Origin of the sequence: Nonomuraea marmarensis (genome assembly GCF_043197025.1) — a bacterium.
Taxonomy (GTDB): domain Bacteria; phylum Actinomycetota; class Actinomycetes; order Streptosporangiales; family Streptosporangiaceae; genus Nonomuraea; species Nonomuraea marmarensis.
The window spans coordinates 15,944-40,969 of the sequence record NZ_JBICRM010000028.1; the positions used below are offsets into that span (position 1 = coordinate 15,944).

A 25,026-nucleotide genomic window follows, 5' to 3' on the forward strand; every position below is an offset into this window, starting at 1 on the left:
CCGTCTCGGTGACGGCTCCGGACTGTCGGCGGGCCCTGCGGATCTCCCAACGGAAGCTGCCGTCGGCTCGGTGTTGATCGAGGAAGGCAAGCTCAGCGCCGGAGACGGCCAAGCCGCTGCACCGGGTGACGGGGTTCGGTATGACGCTCCGGACACTGGCAGCGTCGAGCTCGATCAGCGGAAAGTCGGAGTGTGGGACGGCGCCATCCAAGGCGGGCCGCCGTCCGGCAGAGCAGTGCGCGCGCGTGGGCGAGTCCGGCCAGCCGCCCAGTGGCCTACGCCCGACCGATCAGTGCTGCTGTTCGGACTTCCGCCAAGCCGTCGGAGACCTTCGCCGACGCAGTCGGAATGTCCAGCCGATCCAACGGTTCCACCATTCCGGCCGCGCTCAGCGGGGCCCATAGTTTTGCCTCACCCACGTGTATCTGTCTAGTGAAGTCCAGTCCATCACGCTCAACTGGAGGCGACGTGTCGCGAAGGACAAGAAAGCGACGTCCAGCCCTATTAGTCGTCGTGGCTGTGCTCGGGATGTTCGTGTCTCTTCTCGCAGCGCCCCCCGCGTTCGCGCTCACTACTCGCAGCGTGAGCTCACCCAACGGACAGCTCACTTTCACCGTCACCGAGCAGACGGCAGGTGCCCTGACGTTCGCGGTGACCGCGGGCACCACATCGGTCTTCGGCGACTCCCCCCTGGGCATCGCCACCTCGACGGTCGATCTGCGGTCCGGACTGAGCTATGTCAGCGAGGCGCGTGCCACGATCGACACCACCTACTCGTTGCCGGCGGGGACCAAGCCATCGAATCGCGATCATGCCAACGAGCTGATCCTGCGGTACGCGAAGAGCGGGCAGACGCTGGAGCTGGTGATTCGCGCCTACGACGACGGCATCGCCTACCGGTACCGGTTGCCGGGAAGCGGGCCGGTGTCGATCACGGATGAGACCAGTGGATTTCGCCTGCCCACGACGACCGGCGGCTGGGCGGCCCCGTGGAACCAGAACTACGAGCAGGACTACACCTATCGGAACGCGTCCCAGCTGAACTCCGGCACGGAGCTCACGATGCCGCTGCTGGCGTCGATCGACAACAACGCCTACTTCACCGTCATCACCGAGGCACAGGTGGTGAACTCGAACGCCTCCTACGTGCCGTCCCTGCTGAAGGGCAGCGGGGCGAATGACGGGCTGCTGAACCTCAAGCGGACGCCTGATCAGGCGTTCCCGATCCCGGCGACGTATCCCTTCCAGACGCCCTGGCGCGCGGCGATCATCGCGGGGGACCTCGACACGCTCTACAACTCCGATCTGGTGCAGAACCTCAACCCGCCGGCGTCGGTGAACGCATCCTGGGTCCGCCCGGGACGTGCGGCATGGTCCTGGTACGCGGACGGGGACAGCGCGAGCGATCTCGACAAGCAGAAGGAGTACGTCGACTTCGCCGAGGCCATGGGCTTCGAGTACGTGACCATGGACTGCTGCTACAACCGCACGACGGACCTGCCGGCGATCGCGGCCTACGCCAGGCAACGCGGCGTGAAGATGTTCGCCTGGGTCAACGCCGAGCCGTTCGCCGACCCGGCCGACGCCGAGGCCCTGATGGCCGAGCACAAGGGCTACGGCATCGACGGCCTCAAGGTGGACTTCTTCCTCAGCGACTCGCAGGAGTCGATGAGCTGGTACCAGTCGATCGGCCAGGCGGCGGCGAACCACCAGATGATGCTCAATTTCCATGGCAGCACCAAGCCGGGCGGTGAGAACCGCACCTGGCCGTGGGTGGTGACCTCGGAGGCGGTCGCCGGCACCGAGCACTACCTGTATCCGCCGCCCACGACCGCTCGCCAGGACGTGACGTACCCCTTCATCCGCAACATGCTCGGCGGGATGGACTACACGCCGACGATGATCTCGGAGAACGCGTCGATTCTCACCCAGGGTCACTCCCTGGCCCAGGCGATCGTCTTCACCTCCGCGATGGTCAACTACGCCGACTCGGCCGCGGCCTACGAGCAGTGGGCCGGTCGTCACCTGATGCGGGCGATCCCGACGGTGTGGGACGAGACGAAGGTCATCGAGGGGTTCCCCGGCGACCATGTCACGGTCGCGCGCCGGTCCGGCGACGACTGGTTCGTCGGCGCGATGACGTCGCCGGCCAGGACCGCCTCGGTTCCGCTGTCGTTCCTCGGCTCCGGTGACCACACCGCGACGATCTTCTCCGACGACGCCTCGGGCCGGCTCACCATGTCGACCCAGACCGTCACGAGCGCGACCACGCTCTCGCTGCCGATGATCGCCACCGGAGGCGTCTCGGTGCACATCTCGAAGACGCCCCTCGCGATGGTCGGCACCGGTGACAGTCGGTACGAGGCGGAGAGCGCCTCCAACACCCGGGGCGGCGCCGCCGGCGTCCAGGCGTGCAAGGGCTGTTCGGGCGGTCAGAAGGTGGGCAACCTCGGATCCGGCGGCTCGGTGCGGTTCAACGGCGTGACGGCCGCGACCGCGGGCACGCACAAGCTGACCTTCACCTACACCTCGGGCGACCCGCGGTCGGTCCAGGTCCAGGTCAACGGCACCACCATCGCGACGGAGAACGTCAAGGACTCCGGCGGCTGGGAGCACGTCGGCAAGTGGTCGCTCGACGTGCCGCTCAACGCCGGCGCGAACACCATCACGTTCCTGAACGCGGGCGCCTACGCGCCGGACATCGACGCGCTGACGATCTCACGCACGGTCGAGGCCGAGGCGGCGGCGAACACGCGCGCGGGCGGCGCCGCCCTGGACGGATGTTCGGGATGCTCGGGCGGCAACGGGGTGTCCGGTCTGGCGGCCGGCTCGCTCTCGGTGCCGTTCCAGGCCATCTCCGCAGGCAACAAGACGGTGCGGATCCACTATGCGTCGTCCGCCGCCGCGTCGATCAAGGTCGCGGTCAACGGCGGCACGCCGGTCACGGTCCCGCTGCACGCGACGGGCGGCAACGACACCCCCGCCACCGCGACCGTCGGGCTCCCCCTGAACGCCGGCGCGAACACCGTACTGATCAAGGAGGCGTCCGGGGCGGGGGTGACGGTCGACTCGCTCGACGTGGTGATGTGAGCTCAGGGGCCGGGGCGAGTGTGCCCCGGCCCTGCTCCGAATTGCCGGATCGTCCCTCACCCAACTAAGAAATCCCCACGTGAACAACCCGACGGCAGCCGATGGAGAACGTGTTGAGCGACGATGTACGCCCCCGCCGGACGACGAGCGTGGGCGCGGTGAACGCCTGGATCCGTAACACGGACGTGGGCGTGCAGTTGACCGTAACTCGTGACGACGAGACGCACCTCGAGCGAGTTCCGCTCGGATTCTCGATCGACGGCACCCAACTGGGCACGGACGCGGAGCTCGTGCACGTCTCGCACCGCACGGTTCGAGACCGGTTCACTTTGCGCTCCGGCAAGTCCGCCGGCGACCACGACTACGAGCACCACGAGAGCGTGCACACGTTCCGCGCGGCCGGCGGGGTCGAGTGGCAGGTCATCCTGCGCGTCGGGCGCGACGGCGTGGCGATCCGCTACGCTCTGCCCTCGTTGGACGGCACCGCCCGTGTCACGGGGGATCGCACCGCCGTCACACTTCCCGCCGGGTCGCGAAGCTGGGTCCTCGACTACCAGACCTGGTACGAGACCCCCCGCTTCGGCGTGGACACCGCCGAACTGGCGAGCGGCGCGTACGGACTCCCCTTCCTCACCCGCCTCGACGAGACGACGCATCTCCTGATCACCGAATCCGGGATCGACGGCCGCTTCGCCGGCGCGTACGTGCGAGCGGGCGAGCCGGAGCCGCAAGGCGGCCGGACGCTGCGCTTCACCCTCGCCGACGACGCCGTCGAGGTCGCCCGCGGCGTCGTGACGCCGTGGCGCGTCTTCCTCGTCGGAACCCTCGCCGAGCTCGTGTCCTCGCTGTTCGTCGAGGAACTGGCGCCGGCCGTCGCGCCCGAGCTGGCGGATGCGACCTGGGTGCGCCCCGGTCGCGCGGCCTGGTCGTGGTGGTCCGACTTCTACTCGGGCGCGCAACTGGCCAAGCAGCAGCACTTCGTCGACGTCGCCGCCGACCTCGGCTGGGAGCACCTGCTCATCGACTGCGGCTGGGAGGAGACCTGGGTACCGGAGATCGTCGCCTATGCGAGCCGCCGCGGAATCCAGGTGCATCTGTGGACCATCTGGCGCGATCTCAACAGCCCGGAGGACCTGCGCAAGCTGGCGCTGTGGCGCTCCTGGGGCGTGGCCGGGATCAAGGTCGACTTCATGGAGTCGGAGTCGAAGGATCGTTATCGCTGGTACGACACGATCCTTGCCGAATCCGCACGGCTCGGCCTCATGGTGAACTTCCACGGCTCGGTCATCCCGCGCGGCTGGATGCGCACGTTCCCTCAGGTGATCGGCTACGAGGCGATCCGCGGCGCCGAATATTACGTGTTCTTCGAGAACCAGGCGCTCACCGCCTCCCACAACGTCATCCAGCCCTTCACCCGCAACATCGTCGGGGCGATGGACGCCACACCGGTCGCCTTCGGCGCAGCCGGCCGCACGACCAGTGACGGCCATGAGCTGGGGCTCTCGGTGGCGTTCGAATGCGGGATCACCCACTTCGCCGATCATGTCGACGCCTACGCGGCGCGTCCGCCCGCGGCCCGGTTCCTCGCGGAGCTGGCACCGGTCTGGGACGAGACGGTGCTGCTGGCGGGCGACCCCGACACGCACGCGGTCATCGGCCGCCGCGCCGGCGACCGGTGGTTCCTGGGCGGGGTCGCCGCCGGTGACGCGCGCGTGATCCACGTGCCGCTGGACCGGCTCGGAGCGGGGCCGGACGCCCAGGTGTGGATCGTCGGCGACGCCTTTCCGGCACCCGGCGAGCCGACGGCCGGCCTCACGGAGACGACCACGATCGCCACGGACGCCATCGACGTCGCCGTGGCCCGCGACGGAGGTTTCGCCGCCATCGTGGCACCGGCGGGCGCGGACGTCTTCCGCGCCGTACCCCGGCCGCACCATCGCGCCCCCGCGGTGCACCCGCCCATCGCCGAGCTCGGCGCGGACGGGACCGCGGTGATCACGACGGACACCGACGCCCGGTTGCGCCTACCGGCAGGCTGGACCGCCGACCGTGTCACCGAGACCGGCTGGGCCGTCCGCCCCGGACCAGCGCTGCGCCCCGGGCGGCTCGGCATCGTGACGGTCGAGCGAGACGGCGACGGCGTGGTCCCCGTCGTCGCGCACGCGCGCATCGTGTGCCCTCTGACGCCCGGCGAGTACACGATGTCGGAGCTGCCGATGATCGCGTTCGTCAATGAGGACGGTCCCGTCGAGCGCGACCAGTCGAACGGCGCGGGCAATCCCGGCGACGGCGGGCCGATGCGCGTGGCCGGACAGGAGTTCGAGCGCGGCCTCGGCACGGCACCGTACTCCGAGGCCCGCTTCCACCTGGGCGGGCGCGCCGAGCTGTGCACCGGCGCGGTCGGCGTCGACGACGAGTCCACCGGCCGCGCCAGGGTCAGCGTCCTCGCGGACGACCGCGAGATCTACGCCGCCGTCGTCTCGGCGGGCAAGCCCGTCACCACCTTCAACCTGGGGATCCAGGGGGTCCGTACGCTGTGCCTGCGCAGCGAAGCCGCCGGTCCCGACGACGTCGGCGTGCACGTCGACTGGGTCGACACCACCGTCCACGTCACATCCGTCAACCGCTAACCCCCCGGCCGACGACCGGCGTTCAAGTGAGGAACATCATGAAGCACAAATGGACGGCCGCCATGGCCATGGCCGTGGCGGCGGCACTGCTCACCGCCTGTTCCGGCGGATCCGGCAGCACGCCGAACGAGAAGGTCACCCTCACCTACGCGAACTGGAGCGAGGACCAGGCTCCGGCGATGGAGCAGATCGCCGCCGAGTTCGGTAAGCAGAATCCGAACATCACCGTCAAGATCCAGACGCTGCCGTGGACCGAGTACTGGTCGACGCTTCAGGTGGGCGTCGCCGGCGGTACCGCGCCGGACGCGTTCTGGATGCTCGCCGACCACTTCCGCGAGTACGCGAAGGGCGGTGCGCTGGTCGACCTGTCCGACACGGTGAAGTCCACGGGGATCGACATGAACGTCTACCCCAAGGCCGTCTCCGACTCCTACACCTATGAGGGCAAGGTCTTCGCGCTGCCGAAGGACTTCGACACCAACGGCATCTGGTACAACAAGGCGCTCTTCGACGCCGCGGGCGTCAAGTACCCGGATGACACGTGGGGCTGGAAGGAGGCGCAGGACGCGGCCAAGAAGCTGACCGACAAGGCCAAGGGCGTGTGGGGGATCGCCGCGCCGATCGACCCGCAGGGCGGCTACTACAACACGATCCTGCAGGCCGGCGGCACCATCATCAACGCCGACGGCACGGCCGCCGACTTCGCCGGCCCGGCGGGAGTAGCCGGCCTGAAGTTCTGGACCGACCTGCAGGCGGCGGGTTCGTCGCCGACGTTGAAGCAATTGTCGGACACCGAGGCGGTCTCGATGTTCGAGAACCAGAAGGTCGCCATGTACTTCTCCGGCGCGTACTGGGCGCTGCGGTTCCACAAGAACGCCGACCTGAAGGGCAAGATCGACGTCGCCCCGCTGCCGAAGGGCGTCAAGCGCGCCACCGTCACCAGCGGCATCGGCAACGCCGGGTACGCCGGCAGCAAGCACCCGGAGGAGCTCAGGAAATTCCTCGCCTTCCTCGGCGGTAGCAAGGCCGCCGAGATCCAGGCCGCCACCGGAACGGTGCTCCCCGCCTACAAGGGGACGCAGCAGCCGTGGCTGGACTCGATGCCGGAATTCAAGCTCCAGGTCTTCATCGACGCCATCGACTACAGCGTTCCGCTCCCGGTCGCGGGGAACACGGCCGAATGGCAGGGTCTCGGCGCGCAGTATCTGGCTCCGGCCTGGGAGGGTGCCAAGCCCGTCCAGGCCGCGGCGAAGGAGTACCAAGACGCCGTCGACCAGGTGCTCGCCAAGAAATGACGAACGTGGCAGCGAAGCCCGTACGGCGGCCGGTCGGCCGCCGCACGGGCGGTAACCAGCCCAGCGGGTGGTGGGCGCTCGTGTTCATCGCCCCGGCCACGATCGGCCTGGTCGCTCTCTATCTGTGGCCGTTCCTGTCCACGCTGATCAAGAGCTTCCAGGACGTCCCGGCGTTCGGGCCCGCAAGCTTCGTGGGCGTCGACAACTACGAGACCCTGCTCGGCGACGGCGAGGTCTGGAAGGCGTTCACGAACTCCGCGCTCTACACCGTGATCGTCCTGCTCGGCATTCCCCTGGCGGTCGTGCTGGCCGCGCTGATCGAGCAGGCCGGACGGGGAAGCACGATCTACCGGGTGCTCTTCTTCCTGCCGGTCGTCACCCTGCCCGTCGCCATCGGCATGGTCTGGCGCTTCATCTACAACGGCGACTTCGGGCTGCTCAACTATGTGCTGTCGTGGTTCGGCATCGACGGCCAGTACTGGGTGGCCGACCCCCGGTTCACGATCTACGCGTTCGGCGTCGCCGGCATCTGGATGGGCCTCGGCATCAACCTGATCATCCTCGGCGCCGGTTTGCGGGCGATCCCGAAGGCCGTCTACGAGGCGTCCGCCCTCGACGGCGCCGGCCGCGTCCGCCAGTTCTTCCACATCACCGTGCCCCTGCTCAGCCCGAGCATCTTCTTCGTCACGATCCTCACCGTGATCGCCGCCCTGCAGATGTTCGACCTGATCTTCATCATGCTGCGCAACGTGAACAACACCGCCCTCGCCGACTCGAAGACGATCGTCTACCTGTTCTACGAGAAGGCGTTCGTGCAGTTCGACCAGGGCTACGGCGCCGCGATCGCGATCGTGCTGCTCATCGTGATCATGATCGCCACGGCTCTGCAGTTCCGTCTTCAGAAATCCTGGGTCTTCTATGGCTGAGCCCGCCGTCCGCCGCACGTCACGTGTCCGGCGGCGCGAGAAACCGACCTCCACCTGGCCCGTCCACGCGATGCTGATCACCGCGGCCGTCATCATGGTCGTGCCGTTCGTCTGGCAGATCCTCACCGTTTTCAAGACGACCCCCGAGGTGAGCAGGATCCCGCCGACGGTGCTGCCCGCCGAGTTCAGCCTGCACTCGTTCGAGACGTTCTTCTCGACCGTGCCGTTCTGGTCGATGTTCGCGGTCTCCACCGGTTCGCTGGTGCTGCGGGTCATCGGGCAGGTCGCGGTCGCCGCGCTCGCCGGCTACGCCTTCGCGCGCATGCCGTTCCGCGGCCGTAACGCGCTGTTCGGCCTGTTCATCGCCATGCTGATGGTCCCCAGCCAGCTGTTCCTGATCGGCCAGTACGAGCTGATCCGCGACCTGAAGCTGCTGGACACCCTGCCGGCTCTCGCGATCCCCGGCCTGTTCTCGGCGTTCGGCACCTTCCTGATGCGACAGGCCTTCCTCAACATGCCGGAGGACTACGAGGAGGCGGCACGGCTCGACGGCGCCAACCCGTTCCAGGTGTTCTGGTACGTCATGCTCCCCATGGCCAAGCCGATGCTCGCCGCGCTCACCGTGCTGACCGGCCTCTACTCGTGGAACGACCTGCTCTGGCCCCTCATCGTCTCCCCTTCCGGGGAGAACCGGCCGCTGCCGGTGGGCCTCGCCGGACTGCAAGGACAGTTCGGCACGGATTACCCCACCCTGATGGCAGGCGCGCTCGTGTGCTCGCTCCCTCTCGTGATCGTCTTCCTGCTTCTGCAACGCCAGTTCTTCGCGGGCATCGCGAACAGCGGGCTCAAGGGATGACGGCACATGGAACAACGGAATGGCGAAGTGAACAACAGTCTGCACACACCGGTCTACCTGCGCGCGGGAGGCACCAGCCTCGTCGTCGCCGTCGACGGCGGACGGCTTCCGCGCATCCTGCACTGGGGGCCGGATCTCGGCGAGCTCGGCGACGACGCCCTGGCGGACCTCCACCGGGCCGCGCTGCCCGCCATCGGCGACAGCGCGGTCACCTACCCCCAGCCCGTCCCGGTGCTGCCCCAGCTCACGGAGGGCTGGCTGGGCCGGCCGGGGCTTGTCGGGGACAGTGACGGCCGCCGCTGGGCGCCCTACTTCCGCGAGGCGACGCACGAAGCCGGCGACGCGGCCGAAGGGCCCGTGCTCCGCAGCAGGGCGCACGACCCCGAGTACGGCCTCGCGATCGACATCGAGATCCAGGTGCTTTCCGGCAGCGGGCTCGTCCGCCAGCGGGCCCGGATCAGGAACGACGCGGCGACGCCGTATCGTGTCACCTCCCTCGAACTGGCTCTTCCCGTGCCGTCGGACGCCACGGAGATCCTCGACCTGACCGGTCGCTGGGCGCTTGAACGCGTGCCCCAGCGGCGCCCGTTCCAGGTGGGCGAGTGGGTGCGGGCCTCGCGTGGCGGCAAGCCGGGACTGGAGCACACTCTGCTGCTGGTCGCCGGTGAGCGCGGGTTCGGGTTCCGGGATGGCATGGTGTGGGCCACCCACCTCGCGTGGAGCGGCAACCAGGTGCTCGCCGCCGAGCTGACTCCGGCGGGCACGCGGCACCTCGCCGCGGGGGAACTGCTGCTGCCGGGCGAGGTGGTGCTAGAGCAGGGCGATGAGCTCCAGAGCCGCTGGCAGTACGGGTCGTGGGGGGTGGGGCTGGACGAACTCGCCGCGCGCTTCCATCGGCACCTGAGATCCCGGCCGCAGCACCCTGGCTCGCCCCGGCCCGTGGTGCTGAACACGTGGGAGGCGGTCTACTTCCGGCACGACCTCGACACCCTGCTCGAACTCGCCGAACGAGGCGCGCAGCTGGGCGCCGAGCGGTTCGTGCTCGACGACGGATGGTTCCTGGGCCGCCGCGACGACACCAGTTCGCTCGGCGACTGGACGGTCGACCCCGCCGTCTGGCCGAAGGGCCTCCAACCGCTCGTCGACCGGGTACGCGAACTGGGGATGGACTTCGGGCTCTGGTTCGAACCGGAGATGGTCAACCTGGACTCCGACCTGGCCCGCCGGCACCCGGAGTGGATCTTCGACGCGGGGCACGGTCCCGGCTTGCCCTCCCGCCACCAGCATGTGCTGGACCTCGGCCATCCCGGCGCGTACGCCTACCTGTTCGACCGGATGAACGAACTCGTCGGCTCGCTCGGCATCGCCTACATCAAGTGGGACCACAATCGGTACCTGCTCGACGCCGGCCACGTTCCCGACGGCCGGCCGGGGGTGCGCACCCAGGTCGAACAGGCGTACCGGTTGATGGAGCAGCTCAAAGCCGCCCACCCGGGACTGGAGATCGAATCGTGCGCCAGCGGAGGGGGGCGCGTCGACCTCGGCGTCCTGGAGTTCACCGACCGGGTGTGGCCTAGTGACTGCAACGATCCGCACGAGCGGCTGGAGATCCAGCGCTGGACGGGGCTACTGGTCCCGCCGGAGATGCAGGGCACGCACATCGGGGCCGAGGAGTCGCACACCACCCACCGGACCCATCCGCTCGACTATCGCGCGGAGAAGGCGCTGTGGGGACACCTGGGAGTCGAGACGAATCTGCTCACCGCGGACGACGAGACCCGGGCGGCGCTGGCGCGGTGGGTCGCGTTTCACCAGGAGCACCGGGCCCTGCTGCACTCGGGCGAGGTCGTCCACGCCGACCTCGCCGACGCGGCGTACCGGCTGGAGGGGGTCGTGTCGGGCGACCGCGCCGAGGCGCTCTACGCGTTCAGCGTCGTCGACCGCCCGGCGACCTGGCCGCCGGGACGGATCCGGTTCCCGGGGCTGGACGACACGCGCCACTACACGGTCGAAGCCGTCTACCCGGGATCCGCCCCAGTGGCCGGTACCGTGCTCCCGCCGTGGCAGCACGCCGGGGTCACGCTGCCCGGGCGGGCGCTGCGGCTCGTCGGCGTCGAAGCGCCGTCCTTGGACGTCGATCGGTCGGTGCTGCTCCGGGTGTTCAGTACGCGGGCGGCGTCATAGACCGCTCAGCCCTTGGCGCGGTTGCGATATTCGGTGGGACTGGCCTCGTGCATCCGCCTGAAGTGACGGGAGAAGTAGAACGGGTCGGGATAGCCGACCTCGCGGGCGATGTCGGCGATGGTCGCGTCCGTGGTGTCGAGGAGGTTGCGCGCCTGCGCCATCCGGAGTGCCGTGTGGTGCGCGAGCACCCCGCCTCCGGTCGCGCGGCGGAACAGCGCGCTCAGATGGGAGGGCGAGACGCCGACCAGCGCGGCCAGGTCGGCGACCCGTACGGTGCTGTCCAGCCGCTCGGCCAGGTAGGCCATCGCGCGCTGCAACGGGTCGCCCGGCGCCGGCATGGCGCGGTCGGCCACGATCTGGGTGAGCAGCTTCCACGCGGCGCCCGCCGCGCCCACCAGGCTGGCCGGTGAATGATCCCGTTCGAGGGTGGTCACGATCTCGTCGAGCAGGGCGACGGCTCGATCGAGACGCCGGATGGTGACCACCGGCCTGGACGCGCCGGCGCCGATCTCGTCGATCAGCTCGGGCAGATCGCTGCCGCGCAGGTGACACCACCAGATCGTCCAGGGACTGTCCGCGGACGCGCCGTACGCGTGCGGGACGCCGCGGGGGATCAGCAGGGCCGCGTTCGATCCGACGCGGTGCTGGACTTCCCCGATGTTCGCCCATCCCGTGCCGGCCGCGCACAGGATGAGGATGGCCTCCTCGATGCCGTTGGGCCGTTTCATCAGGTGATCCGCGGCAACCGGGTAGTAGCCGGTGTCCGTGACCATGAGGCGCCGGGTCACCGGGCGGGAGTGCGCCGCGGCCACGACCCGGCGCGGCACGACGGTCAGCCGCTGGTTGCGGAAGCCTTCCTGGATCGGCACAGGCTCAGTATGGCAGATGCATCGGATCGTCCAGGAGATCTTACACATCGGACATTCCTGGCGACCGGCTGGCGCGTGTTGAGTGGTTCTACTCAGACACCCGCCGATCAGCGGCGTGGATTCGAATGAAGTGACAAGAATGAAGCGACAAGGTGGAGACCATGGGACGAGGATTGTTGTCGGGGAAGGTCGCCGTGGTGACCGGCGCGGCTTCCGGTATCGGTGCCGCGGTGGTGGAGCGCTTTCTGCGCGAGGGCGCACGCGTGATCGCTGTTGACCTGACCGACCAGAGCCCCGGCCGGCCGGACCTGCTGGTGATCAAGGGTGACGTCGCCGACGCCGAGACCTGGCGGCGGATCGCGGACACGGCGCGAGCCGAGTTCGGACGGCTGGACGTGCTCCACAGCAACGCCAGCATGGTGGTGCGGACTCCGGCGCACGAACTGTTGGAGGCCGACTGGGACCGGCAGCTCTCGGTCAACCTGAAAGCCACATATCTGGCGGTCAACGCGTGCGTCGGGCTGCTGAGGGAGGACCGGGGCGCCATCGTGCTGTCCTCCTCCGTGCACGCCCTGGTGGGCGTTCCCGGGCACCCGGCGTACGCGGCCGCGAAGGGCGGGCTCGTGTCGCTCGGCCGTCAGCTCGCCGTGGAGTACGGCCCGGAGGTGCGGGTCAACACCGTGCTTCCCGGGCCGATCCTCACCCCTGCCTGGGACGGCATCGGCGAGGAGGACCGCCTGCGCAGTGTGGCGGCCACCGCCGCCGCGCGGTTCGGCCGCCCTGACGAAGTGGCCGCCGCGGTGACCTTCCTGTCCTGCGCCGAGAGCTCGTACATCACTGGTGCGTCCCTCGTGGTCGACGGCGGCTGGACGGCGGTGAAGGACTCGGCATGACGGACAGGCAGGGAATCGACATTCGGAGGCCATGGTGAAGATCACCAGAATCGAGACGTTCCTCGTGCCACCGCGCTGGCTGTTCTGCCGGGTGGAGACCGGCGAAGGCGTGGTCGGCTGCGGGGAGCCGATCGTGGAGGGCCGCGCCGACCAGGCGGGACACGCGTGGCGCAACCCGGTCTGGAGACACGACGACGGCGGAGTGGCCCAGTGGTGACCACGAGGGTTCCCCTGTCGGCGCGCTTCGACCTCGCCCACGGAGGCCGGTGGACGTCGTTGTCCGGAGGCGGCCGCGAATGGTTGTGGTCACGGCACGATCCCGCCAGGTCCGCGGTCGTCCCCGGATCAGCGTTCGTCGACGCCGGCGGTCTCGAAGAGTGCGTGCCCACGGTCCGTGGGCTGCCCGACCACGGTGACGCGTGGAGCCGCCCCTGGACGGGCGCTCCGGCCCGGAGCACGGCGAGCTGCGCCGGATTCGAGCTGACCCGCGCGATCGGCGACGAGGCAGGAGCGGTCGTGGCGACCTACCGGTTGTCCGCCGACCCGGGATTCAGGTTCCTCTGGGCCGCTCACGCCCTGCTCGACCTCAGCGAGAAGGCGCGGCTCGTCGCTCCTGACGGAACCCCGGTGCGGATCTTCCCCGAGGCGGCACCGTTGCTGGATTCCCCCTGGCCGTCCGGCGCCGCCCACCTGGACGGGCACTGGCCCGCCCCCTTCGGGCTGGAACTCGACCGGTTCGGCCCCGACGACGGCACGGCCGTGGGCGCCGTGCTGCGGTGCGCCGCCGTCCGGGTGGAGGACCAGGCCGACGTCCTCGACCTGCGGCTGGAGGCACCACCGGGAGTCCCCGTCGGCACCGCCCTGTGGCGCAATCTCGGTGGGTTTCCGGAGAACGCGCCCTATCGCAGCGTCGGCGTGGAACCCATGCTCGGCGCCGTGTTCGACCTGGCGGAAGCCGGTCCCGGTGAGGCGGCGGTCGTCCCCTCGTCCGGTGAACTGACCTGGCGGCTCGTGGTGGCCGCGGAACGGATGCGTTGATGACCGGACAGAACTCCCCGTTCGTCCCGGTCGGCGGGGTCGGGGCGGCCGAAGCCATCGACTACCTGGCTGCGGGTGCGGTCGCCGTCGGCGTGGGCTCGCCCCTGGTCGGCGCTGCCGCCGCCGGTGGGAGCGTCAGCGAGCTGCGAGTCCGGATCCGGAACTTGCTGGAGGCGTTGTGAGCCCGCTCGGTGACGGCATGATCGACGTGGTCACGTTCGGTGAGACGATGGCGGCCCTGCGCGCCGACGGCCTGATCCGGCTGGGTGGGACGATGCGGCTCTCGGTCGCCGGCGCGGAGTCCAACGTCGCGATCGGCCTTGCCCGGCTGGGCCACCGAGTCCGCTGGGCCGGTCTCGTGGGAGGTGACGAGACCGGAGAACTCGTGCTGCGAACGTTGCGCGCCGAGGGCATCGACGTGACCCACGCCCGCTCCGACGAGCGCGGGCCCACTGGCCTCATTTTGCTGGAGCGACGGGCCGGCGAACTGACCCGGGTGATCTACCACCGGGCGGGCTCAGCGGCTTCCTTCCTGTCGCCCGGCGACGTCCTGCCCGCACTCGATCCGCCGCCGAGGCTGCTGCACGTCACCGGCATCACGCCGGCCCTCGGGCGTGGCCCGGCCGCGGCGGTCGGCGCGGCGGTGCAGGCGGCCGCCGCCTCCGGCATACCGATCTGTCTCGACGTCAACCACCGTGCCCGGCTCTGGGGCCGCGACCAGGCAGCCGAAACGCTCCGCCCGCTGGCGCGGTCGCTGTCGGTCATCGTCGCCTCCGACGACGAACTGGAACTGGTCGCCCCTGCCTCCGCAACGACGGAGCGCGAGCGCGTGGCCGCGCTGCTCGACGCCGGTGTGACCGAAGTGATCATCAAACGCGGCGGGGACGGCGCCACTGGCCACACCGTGGAGCAGGCCGTCCACACTCCGGCCCGGCGGGTCCGGGTCGCCGACGTGGTCGGCGCCGGCGACGCTTTCGTCGCCGGCTACCTCTCCGGACTGCTCGACGACCTGGACCTGACCGGCCGCCTCGGCAGGGCGGTCACCACGGGCGCCTTCGCCGTCGCCTCCCCCGGCGACTGGGAGGGGCTGCCCGCCCGGCCTGAACTCGACCTGCTCGACACCCTGCCCGGGTCCGTTCTGCGCTGACCGAGGTGATGCCGCTGTAGCCGCCGGCCCCGTTGAGTCAGAGTTCGCCGAGTTCGCCCAGTGGTGTCCGCCAGTAGTCCTCGTCCAGAGGTCTGCCTTGGAGGAGGGCCTCCGTGTCGGAGGAGGCGTGGCCGGGGTCGGCGGCGATGTGCATGATCTTGTTGAAGGTTTTGAACGCCTCGTCGTCCCCGGGCTGCATCATGCAGCGCTGGATGCGGTGGTACCAGTATTTCTGCTCTTCCTCGATCCGAGGCAGGAGTTCGGCGCGGGTGAGGGTGCGGGCTTCCTCGATGGTGAGCCGTTCGAAGCTCGACATGGCTCCATTGTGACCGTGGGCGGTTGACGACGTGAAGAGCGTGGGGGGATCTGCTGGCCGCTGGGCGGGCCCCCCATCCAGCGGTTCACCATCCAATGTTGACTATATGCATTAATCTAGCAACTGTGAGTAACGGAGACGTTGCCGCGGCCCCCCTTCGCCGCTCCATCGCACGGGTCCTGCACCGCATCGGGCGCCGCGGCGCCTCCCTGGCCTTCGCCGGCCTGTTGTGCCTGGCCATCGCCGCTTCCCTGGCGTTCACCCCGGCCGGCCAGCGCGCCACCCCCGCGTACGCCATGCTGGCCTCCATCGCCCCCTTGACCGTCTGGGCGCTGGCCTGGTGCACCATCGGCGCCCTGTGCCTGGTGCAGATGTTCCTGCGTTCCGACCGGATCGCCTTCGCCGCCGCCACCGCGCTGCTCCTCACGTACGGACTGATGCACCTGGTCTCGACCTTCACCGGCGACGACCCGCGCGGCTGGGTCGGCGGGGCGGTCTGGCTCGCGCTCGGCGGCTGGATCGCGCTGATCGCCACCTGGCCGGAGGCCGTCACGGTCGACCGCCTCCCAGGAGACGGCACAGAAGACGGTGCCCCGGTCGTCATCGTCGCCGACGACGCCGGGATCATCCAGTCGTGGAATCCCCAGGCCTCCAGCCTGTTCGGCTGGACCACCGACGAGGCGGTCGGGCGGCCGCTGACGATACTGATGCCGCCGCGCTTCCGCGAGCAGCACACCACCGGGCTCGCGCGGGTACGTTCCAGCGGGCGCTCCGACCTGGCCGGGCGGATCTTCCCACTGGTCGGCCTGCGCCGCGACGGCAGCGAGTTCGCCATCGCGCTCACGGTCAACGCCTGGCACAGCGATGACGGGATCACCTACACCGGCGTGATCCGGGCAGTGGGAGGCCGCGGTGTCCGGGCTGACTGACCTCCTCATCCAATTGGCCGTGGGGATCGTGCCGCTCGGGGTGGCGTACCTGGCCTTCCGCTCCGCCACGGACGCCAACAGGAAGACGCAGCAGACCGCGTTGCTCCAGGCCGAACGCCAGGCCGAGCTCGAACGCTCCAAGGTGGACGCGGAAGCCTTCGCGCGGGCCAAGACGATCTACGAGGACGCGCTGAGCCAGATGGAGAGGCAACTGGCCCGGATGCAGAACCAGGCCGCCCAGGTCAACGCCGACCTGGCCAGCGAGCAGAGCGGCTCCACCGCGATGCGCGACCAGATCCGCCGCCTCCAGGCGCAGATCCGCGCGTTGGAGCGTACTGTGATCACCTTGCGCGCCCAGCTCGTCGCGGCGGGGTTGTCCCCGGCGCCCGCCTCGGAGACCACAGGCCCCTACCAGCTCGGGCATCCGCCGCGCTCCCAGCCGTCGGAATGATCGGTGGACATCGCGGACTGACCTGGGCGGAGCCCCTCCCGGGGTCGTGCGCTTACCCTCCTGGCGCCCGGTAGCCTGATCACGCCGGCCCGTGCGCCTCCGCCAGCAGCTCGGCCGAGCGCAACCACGCCTTCCTGTCCGGCGCCGAGAACACCGCGATCAGCTCGTCCGCCTGCGCGTGCTCGGCGAACCCGGCCACATAGTCCTTCACCTCGCCGGGGTCCCCGACCGCGGAGTAGCGGGCCATCTGCACGATCTGCTGCCCGGCCGGCGAGTCGAGGATCATGTCGGCCTCCTCCGGCGTGAACGTGCGTCCCCTCCCGAGGAACCTGCTCACCCGATACCGCTTCGACGCCAGGAACTGCTCCTCCGCCTCCTCGGTCGTCTCCGCCGCGATCACGTTGAGGGCGGCCATCACGTACGGACTCTCGAGCTGCGCCGACGGCTTGAAGTCGCGCCGGTAGATCGCGACGGCCTCCTCCAGCGCGGCGGGAGCGAAGTGGGAGGCGAACGCGTACGGGAGCCCGAGCGCGGCGGCGAGCTGCGCCCCGAACAGGGAGGAGCCGAGGATGTACAGCGGCACGTTGGTGCCCTTGCCGGGCGTGGCGTCGACGCCCGGGATCCTGGACTCGCCCGACAGGTACCCCTGCAGCTCCAGGACGTCCTGCGGGAACCCGTCCGCCGAGGAGGGAGTGCGGCGCAGGGCCCGCATCGTCTGCTGGTCACTGCCGGGCGCCCGGCCGAGGCCGAGGTCGATACGTCCGGGATGCAGGGTTTCGAGGGTGCCGAACTGTTCGGCGATGGTCAGCGGGGCGTGGTTCGGGAGCATGACACCGCCCGCTCCGAGGCGGATCGTCCGGGTATGAGCGGCCACGTGGGCGATGAGCACGCTGGTCGCCGACGACGCGATACTCGCCATGTTGTGGTGCTCGGCGTACCAGATCCGCGTGTATCCCAGCTCCTCCGCGCGCTGCGCCAGCGCCACGCTGGCGGTGAAGCTGTCGCTCGCCGTCTCTCCCTCGCCGATGTGCGCCAGATCAAGGATGGACAGCGGCAGAGCCATGAGTACGCGCCTTTCGCAGAGCGGTGTGACCAGGCTCAGTGCAACAGCGGCGTAGGCGTCGTTATTTCGCCGATGAGCCCCTGCGGGGCGCAGCGCAGGGGCTCATCGGGGCTTAGGACGCAGTACAGGTGAGCGCGGCGGGGGTGCCGTTCTGACCGCTGTAACTGGCGAGGAAGCCGAACGTGGTGGTCGCGCCGGCGGCCACGGCGCCGTTCCAGTTGAGGTTCGTGACGGTGACGGTGCCGCTGCCGGACAGCGTGCCGTTCCACAGTTGCGAGATCGTCTGCCCGCTCGGGAACGTCCAGCCGACCCGCCAGCCGCCGATGGCGGCCGAGCCCGTGTTCTTCACGGTGACCTCACCCTGGAAGCCGCCCTGCCACTGACTCGTCACCTTGTACGTGGCGGTGCAGCCCGCCGGTCCCGTGGTCGGGGTCACGGTCGGGGTGACGGTCGGGGTGACGGTGGGGGTGACCGTCGGGGTGACCGTGACCGTGGGACTCACGGTGGGCGGCGGGGCCGCGACAGCCAGGTCGTACGCGCGCTGCGGCACGAACTGCCCCGCCCCCGCGATGCACCCGTCCGCCTCGCCGGGCGGCTTGACCCAGAGGTAGGCGTCGATCGCCGGGTCGCCCGTGTTCGTGGTGCTCCAGTTGCCGGTCGCGCGGCCCGACGGGTCGCACCACTCGCTGCCGAGGGGGCCGTTGCCGTTGCGGCTGGTGTCGATGACCGCCTTCAGCCTGGACACGCCGGTCGCCGCGATGACGCTCTTCGCGTACGACACCAGTCCCGGCGTCGCCCGGTAGTTGGAGGTGTTGACCGCGATGCCGTCGGCGCTGTTGGCCACGTCCGCGCCGGTCAGCCGGGAGGCGGCCTCCGAGGCGCCCAACCACGCGTCGTGCCCGATGTCGAAGTACACCTTGACCTGCGACGACGTCCCCCTGAACTTCTTGCCCGCGTACGCCATGGACGCCTTCACCTCGGCCTGTTGCGCGGAGTTCATGCAGTTGGTCATGATTGCCAGCGCGTCCGGTTCGAGGACGATGCTCGCCGGCCTGCCGCCGAGTCCGGCCGCGATCTGGTCGATCCAGGCCCGGTAGGCGGCGTGGTCGGGAGCGCCGCCCGCGCTGGCGCCGCCGCAGTCGCGGTTCGGCATGGCGTACACGGCCATGATCGGGATCTTGCCCGCCGCCGCGGCCGCGCCCACGTACGCGTCGACCTGGCTCCGCACGGTGGTGGGGTTGTAGGTGGCAAACCACCTGCCCTGGGGCACGGCGGCGATCCGGTCCCGGATCACCGAGGTACGGCTGTCGCCCGGATTGGCGGCCACCCACTTGGCCGCGTTGGTCTGCGGATCCACGTAGAAAGCGGAGTCGGCTGCTTGAGCGGTGGACGAGGAGAGGACGACCGCCCCCGCCACGGCCGTGGCGGCCGCCGCGAGGAGCACCGCCAACACGGGCCTTCTGCGAGACATGAAATTTTACTCCGTCCGTTGTGTGGGAGCGCTCCCACCGGCACCCCGGATGGTAGGTAGCCGTTACCGCCCGCTCAAAGACATCGGATCGCTGGCAGCCGCATATCTCCAGGCCAGGCCCTTGGTAGACGTGAAACTTTCACTCCGCCAGGCACGCCTCGAACACCGCGGTCAGGCGGTCGACGTCGGCCGGCGTGGGCACCACGGGGCCGAGGCGGCGGCGGGTGGCGCCGATGCCGAGGAAGACCGCCGTGGCCATGCGGGCCCTGGCGAGCGCGTCGGTGCCGTCGAGGTGGGCCACCAGCGGGTTGAGCACCGCCGCGATCAGCCGTTCGTGGGCCACCGCCTGGACCTCCGGATGGCCGGCCGAGCGCTCCAGAGTGCGCAGGATCGGGCTCTCCGGCGGGTGTTGCATCCGCTCGGCCGCGTACTCCGCCAGCCGTCGCGGCAGGCCCTCCCGGTCGCCGTCGAACAGGTCGCTGAAGGCCGGCTCGCCCTCCAGAACCGCGCCGAAGAGACCGGCCTTCGAACCGAAATAACGGCCCACCAGAGCGATGTTGGCCTCCGCCGCGGCGGCGATCATGCGGACGGTCACTCGTTCGTAACCCTGCTCGCCGAACAGCGTGCGGGCCGCCCGCAGGATGCGCTCGCGGGTGGCCTCGCGTCCGCGCGGCCTGGCCTCGGTCACCTGGGCGTCCATGCCGCCACTCTACTTAACGACCCCCCACTTGCCGCGCGGCTAGTAAACATGCGTATACTCAAGCTGGTTAAAGTTGAAGTAAGGGGATGTGGTGTCTTGGTAGCGCAGGCTCAGGCCGCACCCCCCGCGAAGCGGCAGTACTCCCACCGCGAAATCCTCGAGGTCATGTCCGGGCTCATGCTCGCGATGCTCACGTCGATGATCTCGACCTCCGTGGTGGGCACCGCGCTGCCGACGATCGTGGGGGAGCTGGGCGGTCAGGACCAGTACTCGTGGGTGGCGTCGGCCACGATGCTGACGATGACGGTGTCCACGCCGTTGTGGGGCAAGCTGTCCGACGTCTTCGGGCGGAAGCTGCTCTTCCAGACCGCCCTCGGATTGTTCGTCGCGGCCTCGCTGGTGGCCGGTCTGTCACAGGACATGGGGCAGCTCATCGCGGCGCGGGCCGTACAGGGCCTGGGTGTGGGTGGTTTGTCGGCTCTCGCGCAGGTGATCCTCGGGGACATCGTGTCGCCCCGCGAGCGCGGCCGTTACTCCGGCTACATGGGGGCGGTCTTCGGGATCTCCACGGTGGCGGGGCCGTTGCTGGGCGGGTTCATCGTGGACGCCGACTGGCTCGGGTGGCGCTGGTGCTTCTACGTGGTCGTGCCCTTCGCCATCGTTTCCTTCCTGGTGATCCAGAAGGTGCTGAAGCTGCCGAAGATCAAGCGGAGCACCTCGATCGACATCTGGGGCGCGACGACGATCACGGCAAGCGCCAGCGCGCTCATGCTGCTGCTGACGCTCGGCGGCAACGAGTTCGAGTGGAACTCGTTCTGGACCTACTTCCTGGCCGCGATCAGCCTGCTCATGCTGGCCCTGGCGGTGCTGGCCGAGCGGACCGCGCGTAACCCGATCCTGCCGCCGCGGCTGTTCCGCAACCGTACGTTCGTGCTCACCGGCCTCGCCTCCTTGTTCGTCGGCATGGCGATGTTCGGCGCGATGATCTACCTGCCGCAGTACCTGCAGATCGTCAAGGGGCTCAGCCCGACCAACTCCGGGTTGATGACGCTGCCCATGGTGGTGGCGCTGTTCCTGGCCGGCGTGATCTCCGGGAAGATCGTCACCCAGACCGGCAGGTGGAAGATCTTCCCCGTGGCGGGCCTGCTGATCGTGGCCGCCGGGCTGTTCCTGCTGTCCAAGCTGCACGTGGACTCCAGCGAGTGGCTCATCGGGTTCGACGTGGCGGTGCTGGGCACCGGGCTCGGCCTGTCCATGCAGATGCTCATCCTGGCCGCCCAGAACGGCTCCGAGCTGCGTGACATGGCCTCCACCACCTCAGGCGTCTCGTTCTTCCGCTCGCTGGGAGGCGCCGTCGGCGTGGCCGCGTTCGGCGCGATCCTGACGAGCCGCCTCAAAGACGAGATGGCCCAGATGCTCCAGGCGGCGAAGATCGCGCTGCCCGGCGGGGGCTCGGACGTCAAGCTCGGCAGCCCCGACGCCATCCAGCACCTGCCCGGGCCGATCAAGGACATCGTGCTGGAGTCGTTCACGCGGGGGCTGGAGACCGTGTTCATGGTGGGCGTGCCCATCGCGCTGCTCGGCTTCGTGGCCGTGCTCTTCCTCAAGGAGCTGCCGCTGCGCGGTGGCGCCGCGGCGCCGCCCGCGCCGCAGCCGCCCGGCAAGGACGACCTGGTGCTGGCCGGGCTGCTGCTGGAGCTTGTCGCCCAGCGCATCGAGCGGGTGAACGGCGAGCGGTCCGCGCTGCTCAGCGCCGTCGCCAGGATGGCGCCGCCGGACGACCGCCCCGAGCGCGAACGGGCCAGGTCGGTCGCCCATGACGTGCTGCGGCCCACCTCGCGTGCCCTGATCGCGCAGGCCAGGCCCCCACAGAATGACCTCGTAACAGGAGGAGTCTCGCAATGATTCGCAAGTTCGTGGGCGCCGTCGCGGCGACCCTGGCCGTCCTGGCCGGGATGTGGCTGATGATCGCGCCCTTCGCGCTCGGCACCCAGCCCGAGAACGCCGACTGGACGGACCCCACCGTTTCCGAGTTCTTCACCGGCCTCGGCGTGGCCGTCGTGGGGCTCATCGGCCTGCTCTGCTTCGTGCTGGCCATCCACGAGGAGCTGGTGGTGCGGGGCCTGGTGGCCGTACGCCAGCGCCGGGCCGAGCCGGAGCCCGAGCCCGTGCCGGCCCCCCAGGCGTCGTCCGCCGAGCTGGCGAGCCTGCTGGCGCCGCTCGTCGAGGCGCTGCGCAAGGACCTGAACAACTCAGGTGAGCACCGCCGCAACGAAAAGGCTTCCCTGGTCCGAGTGGAGGAGAACCGATGAAGGCCAAGCTGGGCGTTTCCGCCCTCGTCCTGCTGTTCCTCGGCGGCCTGTGGCTGGTCGCCGCGCCGTTCGCGGTCGGCTACCAGCCGAGGGGCGCGGCCTACGTGGACGCGACGGTCAACGACCTGTGGCTCGGCGGCTCGATCGCCGCGCTCTCGTTCGTCTCGCTCGTGATCTACGCGGCCGACGCCCTGCGCGAGCTGGCCCACCGCGGCAAGCACGCCGACGCCTGACGCTGGACATGCCGTGTTCAGCGGTGGCACAGATCCTGGCCGGGAGCCGATAGCGGGCAGGCTCCCCGCAGGGCAGTTCGAGATCGGCAAGGATGGCGCCGGCCTGCTCGTGGTGGGTTTCGACGGATCGGGCCCGAGCCGCAACGCGCTCGCGTACGCGGCCGGGCTCGCCCGGAGGGACAACGCCGCGCTGCTCGTCGCCTTCGTGGAGTCGCTCAACAGCGCCTCACTGTGGTTCTTCGCCGGGTCGCCGATCATTCCCGACTCGGCGGCCGACCTCACCGAGGATCTCAGGGACGAGCTGAAGGGCGCGGGGGTGCCGTGGCAGTTCGTCAGCGTGCGTGGTGACACGGCGCGTGAGCTGGAGACGCTGGCCAGCGCGTACATGGCCGACGCCATTGTGGTGGGCCGGTCGCGCTGCTCATGGAAGGGCTCGGTGGCGGTCGGGCTGGCGAAGCGGGCTCGCCGTACTGTGCTGATAGTTCCCTGACCTGGTGAGATGTCGCATATGGTGGCGGGATGAAACGTGCTGCCGCCATGGCATTCGTGGTGCTCGCGTCCGTTTCGTGCGGCGCAGCGAAGCAGGCCGCAATGCCCACGACGGCCAATCCCGTCCTCGACACGCCCGGCTCACCCGCGCCCACGACGGCCGCGCCCAGTTCGGCCACGCCGAGTCCGCCGGCGTTCAGCGCCAAGGTCTCGCGGATCTCCCGTGACCGGCTGCCGTACTCGTGGCGGCCCGGCTGCCCCGTCAGCTACCGGGACCTGCGGCTCATCACGATGACGTACTGGGGCTTCGACGACAAGCCGCACACCGGCGAGGTGGTGGTGCGCTCGACGGTCACCGACGACATCGTGACGGTCTTCAGGAAGCTGTACGCGTGGCGCTGGCCGATCAAGCAGATGAAGCTGGTGGACGCGTACAAGGCCGACGACTTCAACTCGATCGAGGCCGACAACACCTCGGCCTTCAACTGCCGCGCGGCGACCGGGTCCAGCAATTGGTCCAAACACGCTTACGGCCTAGCAATAGACATCAATCCCCGCGAGAACCCATATGTCACCACGAGTGGCAGCTCGGCCCACCAGAATGCCAAGAAGTTCACCAAGCGCCCAACTATGGGTAAAGGTGTGATAAATCCTGGCGACAAGGTCGTCAAGGCCTTTGCCCAGGTCGGCTGGGAGTGGGGCGGCTCCTGGTCGGGCGACAAGGACTACCAGCATTTCAGCAAGGGCGGAGGCTGACAGAATCACCCCATGACCGCTAAGGACGGCGACGGCTGGACCGAGTGCTCCCAAGGTCACCGGCATTGGGGGCTGCACGGCGCTTCGGGACTCCTCGCCGTACACCATGACGCTCTCGGCGTGCCACACGTGCTCATGCAGAAACGCTCCTGGTGGAGCCACCACGGCGGCACGTGGGGGCTGCCCGGCGGAGCGCGTGACAGCCACGAGGACGCCGTCGCCAGCGCGATGCGCGAGGCCCGCGAGGAGGCGGCGCTCGGCGGAGAAGGGCTGCGGGTGCAGGGCATCTACCGCGACGACCACGGCGGCTGGGCGTTCGAGACGGTGATCGCCGAGTCGGCCGAGCTGCTGGCCGCGGCGCCCGCCAACGGCGAGAGCTCCGAGTTGCGCTGGCTTCCCCTGCCCGAGATCACCGGCAGGAGGCTGCATCCCGGCTTCGCGGCGACGTGGAGCGAGATCCAGGGCGCGATCAGGCCGGAGACCATCGTGCTCGATGTGGCCAACATCGTCGGCGCCCGGGCCGAGCACGGCTGGTGGCACGACCGGCTGGGGGCCGCGACCCGGCTGCTGGAGGCCGTCGCGGGGCTCCGGCTGGCGCATCCGGTGCTGGCGCAGTGGTATCCGCGGGTGGTGGCGGTCGTGGAGGGGGCGGCCAGGAGCGCGCCGGCCGTACCGGGGATTCAGGTGGTCGCGGCCACCGGCAGCGGCGACGACGCGATCGTCGACGTCGTACGCCGGGCCAAGCCGTGGGAACGCGTGCTCGTCGTCACCGCGGACCGGGCGCTGAAGGAGCGGGTCGTCGAACTGGGCGCCGAGACCGCGGGCCCGAAGTGGCTGCTGTCACAAATCGGCGAGTAGCACCGCCTCCGAGCGGCTCGGGCTCCCGAGCGGCTCGGCGAATAGCGGCCTGATTTACCGGTCGGCCTGGAGGACGCTGTCGAAGGCGGCCTTGAGGCCCGTCACTTCGAGCACGCGCTGCAGCACCCCCTGCACGCCGACCAGACGTAACGACCCGGCGTGCGCGGCAACCCGGCGCTGGTGCTCCACCAGCACCCACAACCCGCTGGAGTCGCAGAACTCCAGCTCCCCGGCGTCGACGACGACCTGCACCCGGCCCTCGGCGAACAACTTCACCAGGGACTCCCTGAGCAGCGGCGCTGTGAGCTTGTCGAGGTCACCGCCGAGGCGAACGAGCGCGCCCATGTCAACGCGCTCCACCTCGACGTTGAGATCCGCCACCTCCTGAACGTACACCCCTGTCACCACAGCCGCTATCGTGGTTTCCGCACAGGAGGGTTCGCATAGTGGACGAGTGCAGCCGCCTTGAAAGCGGCCAGGTCAGCGATGGCCTCGTGGGTTCGAATCCCACACCCTCCGC

The 25,026-nt window shown here is 69.6% G+C and carries 25 protein-coding genes and 1 tRNA gene; 20 read left to right on the forward strand and 6 right to left on the reverse strand.

Annotated features, from left to right (window positions below; all coding sequences use genetic code 11):
* Nucleotides 1-582 precede the first annotated feature (582 nt).
* The 6 genes from ACFLIM_RS35045 to ACFLIM_RS35070 all read left to right on the forward strand — a co-directional run bounded on the left by ACFLIM_RS35045 (nt 583) and on the right by ACFLIM_RS35070 (nt 10,981).
* On the forward strand, nt 583-3,090 hold the full coding sequence (locus ACFLIM_RS35045) for a glycoside hydrolase family 97 catalytic domain-containing protein (protein ID WP_393172661.1): 2,508 nt from the start codon (nt 583-585) through the stop codon (nt 3,088-3,090).
* Nucleotides 3,091-3,203: 113 nt separating this feature from the next.
* Entirely contained in the window at nt 3,204-5,720 is a 2,517-nt protein-coding gene (locus tag ACFLIM_RS35050) for a glycoside hydrolase family 97 catalytic domain-containing protein (protein ID WP_393172662.1), read from the forward strand.
* Nucleotides 5,721-5,758: 38 nt separating this feature from the next.
* On the forward strand, nt 5,759-7,015 hold the full coding sequence (locus tag ACFLIM_RS35055; protein WP_393172663.1) for an ABC transporter substrate-binding protein: 1,257 nt from the start codon (nt 5,759-5,761) through the stop codon (nt 7,013-7,015).
* Nucleotides 7,012-7,941: a carbohydrate ABC transporter permease gene (locus tag ACFLIM_RS35060; RefSeq protein WP_393172664.1), complete on the forward strand. Its 930-nt coding sequence runs from the start codon at nt 7,012-7,014 to the stop codon at nt 7,939-7,941. The genes ACFLIM_RS35055 and ACFLIM_RS35060 overlap by 4 nt, the downstream gene beginning before the upstream one ends.
* Complete coding sequence (locus ACFLIM_RS35065; protein ID WP_393172665.1) at nt 7,934-8,797, forward strand: carbohydrate ABC transporter permease; 864 nt, start codon at nt 7,934-7,936, stop codon at nt 8,795-8,797. Before ACFLIM_RS35060 ends, ACFLIM_RS35065 begins: the two co-directional genes overlap by 8 nt.
* Nucleotides 8,798-8,824: 27 nt before the next feature.
* Nucleotides 8,825-10,981 carry an alpha-galactosidase gene (locus tag ACFLIM_RS35070; RefSeq protein WP_393172666.1) on the forward strand — a complete coding sequence of 719 codons (2,157 nt, stop codon included), beginning with the start codon at nt 8,825-8,827 and terminating at the stop codon, nt 10,979-10,981.
* A 5-nt stretch (nt 10,982-10,986) separates the two neighbouring features.
* Here the strand turns inward: ACFLIM_RS35070 and ACFLIM_RS35075 are convergent, their stop codons facing one another.
* Entirely contained in the window at nt 10,987-11,850 is an 864-nt protein-coding gene (locus ACFLIM_RS35075) for a helix-turn-helix domain-containing protein (protein ID WP_393172667.1), read from the reverse strand.
* A gap of 161 nt (nt 11,851-12,011) precedes the next feature.
* Here ACFLIM_RS35075 and ACFLIM_RS35080 point away from each other — a divergent pair, with 161 nt between their 5' ends.
* The 5 genes from ACFLIM_RS35080 to ACFLIM_RS35100 are packed head-to-tail and all read left to right on the forward strand — an operon-like array spanning nt 12,012 to nt 14,928.
* A complete protein-coding gene (locus tag ACFLIM_RS35080; RefSeq protein ID WP_393172668.1) occupies nt 12,012-12,743 on the forward strand; it encodes an SDR family NAD(P)-dependent oxidoreductase in 732 nt (243 codons plus the stop codon).
* Between the two features lie 31 nt (nt 12,744-12,774).
* Entirely contained in the window at nt 12,775-12,960 is a 186-nt protein-coding gene (locus ACFLIM_RS50390) for a hypothetical protein (RefSeq protein WP_449291490.1), read from the forward strand.
* Nucleotides 12,957-13,781, forward strand: a complete 825-nt coding sequence (locus ACFLIM_RS35090) for a hypothetical protein (RefSeq protein ID WP_393172669.1) — start codon at nt 12,957-12,959, stop codon at nt 13,779-13,781. The genes ACFLIM_RS50390 and ACFLIM_RS35090 overlap by 4 nt, the downstream gene beginning before the upstream one ends.
* On the forward strand, nt 13,781-13,963 hold the full coding sequence (locus ACFLIM_RS35095) for a hypothetical protein (RefSeq protein ID WP_393172670.1): 183 nt from the start codon (nt 13,781-13,783) through the stop codon (nt 13,961-13,963). Before ACFLIM_RS35090 ends, ACFLIM_RS35095 begins: the two co-directional genes overlap by 1 nt.
* Nucleotides 13,960-14,928 (forward strand): sugar kinase, encoded by a 969-nt coding sequence (locus tag ACFLIM_RS35100; RefSeq protein WP_393172671.1) that lies wholly within the window; start codon nt 13,960-13,962, stop codon nt 14,926-14,928. The genes ACFLIM_RS35095 and ACFLIM_RS35100 overlap by 4 nt, the downstream gene beginning before the upstream one ends.
* Before the next feature lie 37 nt (nt 14,929-14,965).
* On the opposite strand, the gene ACFLIM_RS35105 is transcribed toward ACFLIM_RS35100, so the two are convergent.
* Nucleotides 14,966-15,244: a hypothetical protein gene (locus tag ACFLIM_RS35105; protein WP_393172672.1), complete on the reverse strand. Its 279-nt coding sequence runs from the start codon at nt 15,242-15,244 to the stop codon at nt 14,966-14,968.
* A gap of 125 nt (nt 15,245-15,369) precedes the next feature.
* Here ACFLIM_RS35105 and ACFLIM_RS35110 point away from each other — a divergent pair, with 125 nt between their 5' ends.
* Nucleotides 15,370-16,173: a PAS domain S-box protein gene (locus ACFLIM_RS35110; RefSeq protein ID WP_393172673.1), complete on the forward strand. Its 804-nt coding sequence runs from the start codon at nt 15,370-15,372 to the stop codon at nt 16,171-16,173.
* Nucleotides 16,157-16,624 carry a hypothetical protein gene (locus tag ACFLIM_RS35115; RefSeq protein ID WP_393172674.1) on the forward strand — a complete coding sequence of 156 codons (468 nt, stop codon included), beginning with the start codon at nt 16,157-16,159 and terminating at the stop codon, nt 16,622-16,624. The genes ACFLIM_RS35110 and ACFLIM_RS35115 overlap by 17 nt, the downstream gene beginning before the upstream one ends.
* A 79-nt stretch (nt 16,625-16,703) precedes the next feature.
* Here the strand turns inward: ACFLIM_RS35115 and ACFLIM_RS35120 are convergent, their stop codons facing one another.
* From ACFLIM_RS35120 to ACFLIM_RS35130, 3 genes are all read right to left on the reverse strand, one after another.
* Entirely contained in the window at nt 16,704-17,687 is a 984-nt protein-coding gene (locus tag ACFLIM_RS35120; protein WP_393172675.1) for an LLM class flavin-dependent oxidoreductase, read from the reverse strand.
* Between the two features lie 112 nt (nt 17,688-17,799).
* Nucleotides 17,800-19,158, reverse strand: a complete 1,359-nt coding sequence (locus ACFLIM_RS35125; RefSeq protein WP_393172676.1) for a glycoside hydrolase family 6 protein — start codon at nt 19,156-19,158, stop codon at nt 17,800-17,802.
* Nucleotides 19,159-19,297: 139 nt separating this feature from the next.
* Entirely contained in the window at nt 19,298-19,858 is a 561-nt protein-coding gene (locus ACFLIM_RS35130) for a TetR/AcrR family transcriptional regulator (protein ID WP_393172677.1), read from the reverse strand.
* 48 nt (nt 19,859-19,906) lie between these two features.
* Between ACFLIM_RS35130 and ACFLIM_RS35135 the strand changes: the two genes are divergently transcribed.
* Genes ACFLIM_RS35135 through ACFLIM_RS35160 form a run of 6 tightly spaced genes read left to right on the forward strand, consistent with a single transcriptional unit; the run spans nt 19,907 to nt 24,506 of the window.
* Nucleotides 19,907-21,763, forward strand: coding sequence for an MDR family MFS transporter (locus tag ACFLIM_RS35135; protein ID WP_393172678.1), 1,857 nt, complete (start codon nt 19,907-19,909; stop codon nt 21,761-21,763).
* A complete protein-coding gene (locus ACFLIM_RS35140; protein ID WP_393172679.1) occupies nt 21,760-22,170 on the forward strand; it encodes a hypothetical protein in 411 nt (136 codons plus the stop codon). The genes ACFLIM_RS35135 and ACFLIM_RS35140 overlap by 4 nt, the downstream gene beginning before the upstream one ends.
* Complete coding sequence (locus ACFLIM_RS35145) at nt 22,167-22,403, forward strand: hypothetical protein (protein ID WP_393172680.1); 237 nt, start codon at nt 22,167-22,169, stop codon at nt 22,401-22,403. Before ACFLIM_RS35140 ends, ACFLIM_RS35145 begins: the two co-directional genes overlap by 4 nt.
* Nucleotides 22,404-22,416: 13 nt before the next feature.
* Nucleotides 22,417-22,893 carry a universal stress protein gene (locus tag ACFLIM_RS35150; RefSeq protein WP_393172681.1) on the forward strand — a complete coding sequence of 159 codons (477 nt, stop codon included), beginning with the start codon at nt 22,417-22,419 and terminating at the stop codon, nt 22,891-22,893.
* A 29-nt stretch (nt 22,894-22,922) separates the two neighbouring features.
* A complete protein-coding gene (locus ACFLIM_RS35155) occupies nt 22,923-23,648 on the forward strand; it encodes a M15 family metallopeptidase (RefSeq protein WP_393172682.1) in 726 nt (241 codons plus the stop codon).
* Nucleotides 23,649-23,660: 12 nt separating this feature from the next.
* Nucleotides 23,661-24,506 carry an NUDIX domain-containing protein gene (locus ACFLIM_RS35160; protein WP_393172683.1) on the forward strand — a complete coding sequence of 282 codons (846 nt, stop codon included), beginning with the start codon at nt 23,661-23,663 and terminating at the stop codon, nt 24,504-24,506.
* Between the two features lie 54 nt (nt 24,507-24,560).
* Here the strand turns inward: ACFLIM_RS35160 and ACFLIM_RS35165 are convergent, their stop codons facing one another.
* Nucleotides 24,561-24,914: an STAS domain-containing protein gene (locus ACFLIM_RS35165; protein ID WP_393172684.1), complete on the reverse strand. Its 354-nt coding sequence runs from the start codon at nt 24,912-24,914 to the stop codon at nt 24,561-24,563.
* Between the two features lie 24 nt (nt 24,915-24,938).
* Here ACFLIM_RS35165 and ACFLIM_RS35170 point away from each other — a divergent pair.
* A tRNA-Ser gene (locus tag ACFLIM_RS35170) sits at nt 24,939-25,025 on the forward strand.
* Nucleotide 25,026: the final 1 nt, after the last annotated feature.

Excerpts from the sequence above, each read along its gene's own strand:
- ACFLIM_RS35160 (WP_393172683.1), top strand. The coding sequence starts at position 23,661 with ATGACCGCTAAGGACGGCGACGGCTGGACCGAGTGCTCCCAAGGTCAC.
- ACFLIM_RS50390 (WP_449291490.1), top strand. The coding sequence starts at position 12,775 with ATGGTGAAGATCACCAGAATCGAGACGTTCCTCGTGCCACCGCGCTGG.
- ACFLIM_RS35105 (WP_393172672.1), bottom strand. The coding sequence starts at position 15,244 with ATGTCGAGCTTCGAACGGCTCACCATCGAGGAAGCCCGCACCCTCACC.
- ACFLIM_RS35145 (WP_393172680.1), top strand. The coding sequence starts at position 22,167 with ATGAAGGCCAAGCTGGGCGTTTCCGCCCTCGTCCTGCTGTTCCTCGGC.
- ACFLIM_RS35055 (WP_393172663.1), top strand. The coding sequence starts at position 5,759 with ATGAAGCACAAATGGACGGCCGCCATGGCCATGGCCGTGGCGGCGGCA.
- ACFLIM_RS35130 (WP_393172677.1), bottom strand. The coding sequence starts at position 19,858 with ATGGACGCCCAGGTGACCGAGGCCAGGCCGCGCGGACGCGAGGCCACC.
- ACFLIM_RS35080 (WP_393172668.1), top strand. The coding sequence starts at position 12,012 with ATGGGACGAGGATTGTTGTCGGGGAAGGTCGCCGTGGTGACCGGCGCG.
- ACFLIM_RS35135 (WP_393172678.1), top strand. The coding sequence starts at position 19,907 with ATGCGTATACTCAAGCTGGTTAAAGTTGAAGTAAGGGGATGTGGTGTC.
- ACFLIM_RS35095 (WP_393172670.1), top strand. The coding sequence starts at position 13,781 with ATGACCGGACAGAACTCCCCGTTCGTCCCGGTCGGCGGGGTCGGGGCG.
- ACFLIM_RS35155 (WP_393172682.1), top strand. The coding sequence starts at position 22,923 with ATGAAACGTGCTGCCGCCATGGCATTCGTGGTGCTCGCGTCCGTTTCG.
- ACFLIM_RS35120 (WP_393172675.1), bottom strand. The coding sequence starts at position 17,687 with ATGGCTCTGCCGCTGTCCATCCTTGATCTGGCGCACATCGGCGAGGGA.
- ACFLIM_RS35125 (WP_393172676.1), bottom strand. The coding sequence starts at position 19,158 with ATGTCTCGCAGAAGGCCCGTGTTGGCGGTGCTCCTCGCGGCGGCCGCC.
- ACFLIM_RS35065 (WP_393172665.1), top strand. The coding sequence starts at position 7,934 with ATGGCTGAGCCCGCCGTCCGCCGCACGTCACGTGTCCGGCGGCGCGAG.
- ACFLIM_RS35140 (WP_393172679.1), top strand. The coding sequence starts at position 21,760 with ATGATTCGCAAGTTCGTGGGCGCCGTCGCGGCGACCCTGGCCGTCCTG.
- ACFLIM_RS35060 (WP_393172664.1), top strand. The coding sequence starts at position 7,012 with ATGACGAACGTGGCAGCGAAGCCCGTACGGCGGCCGGTCGGCCGCCGC.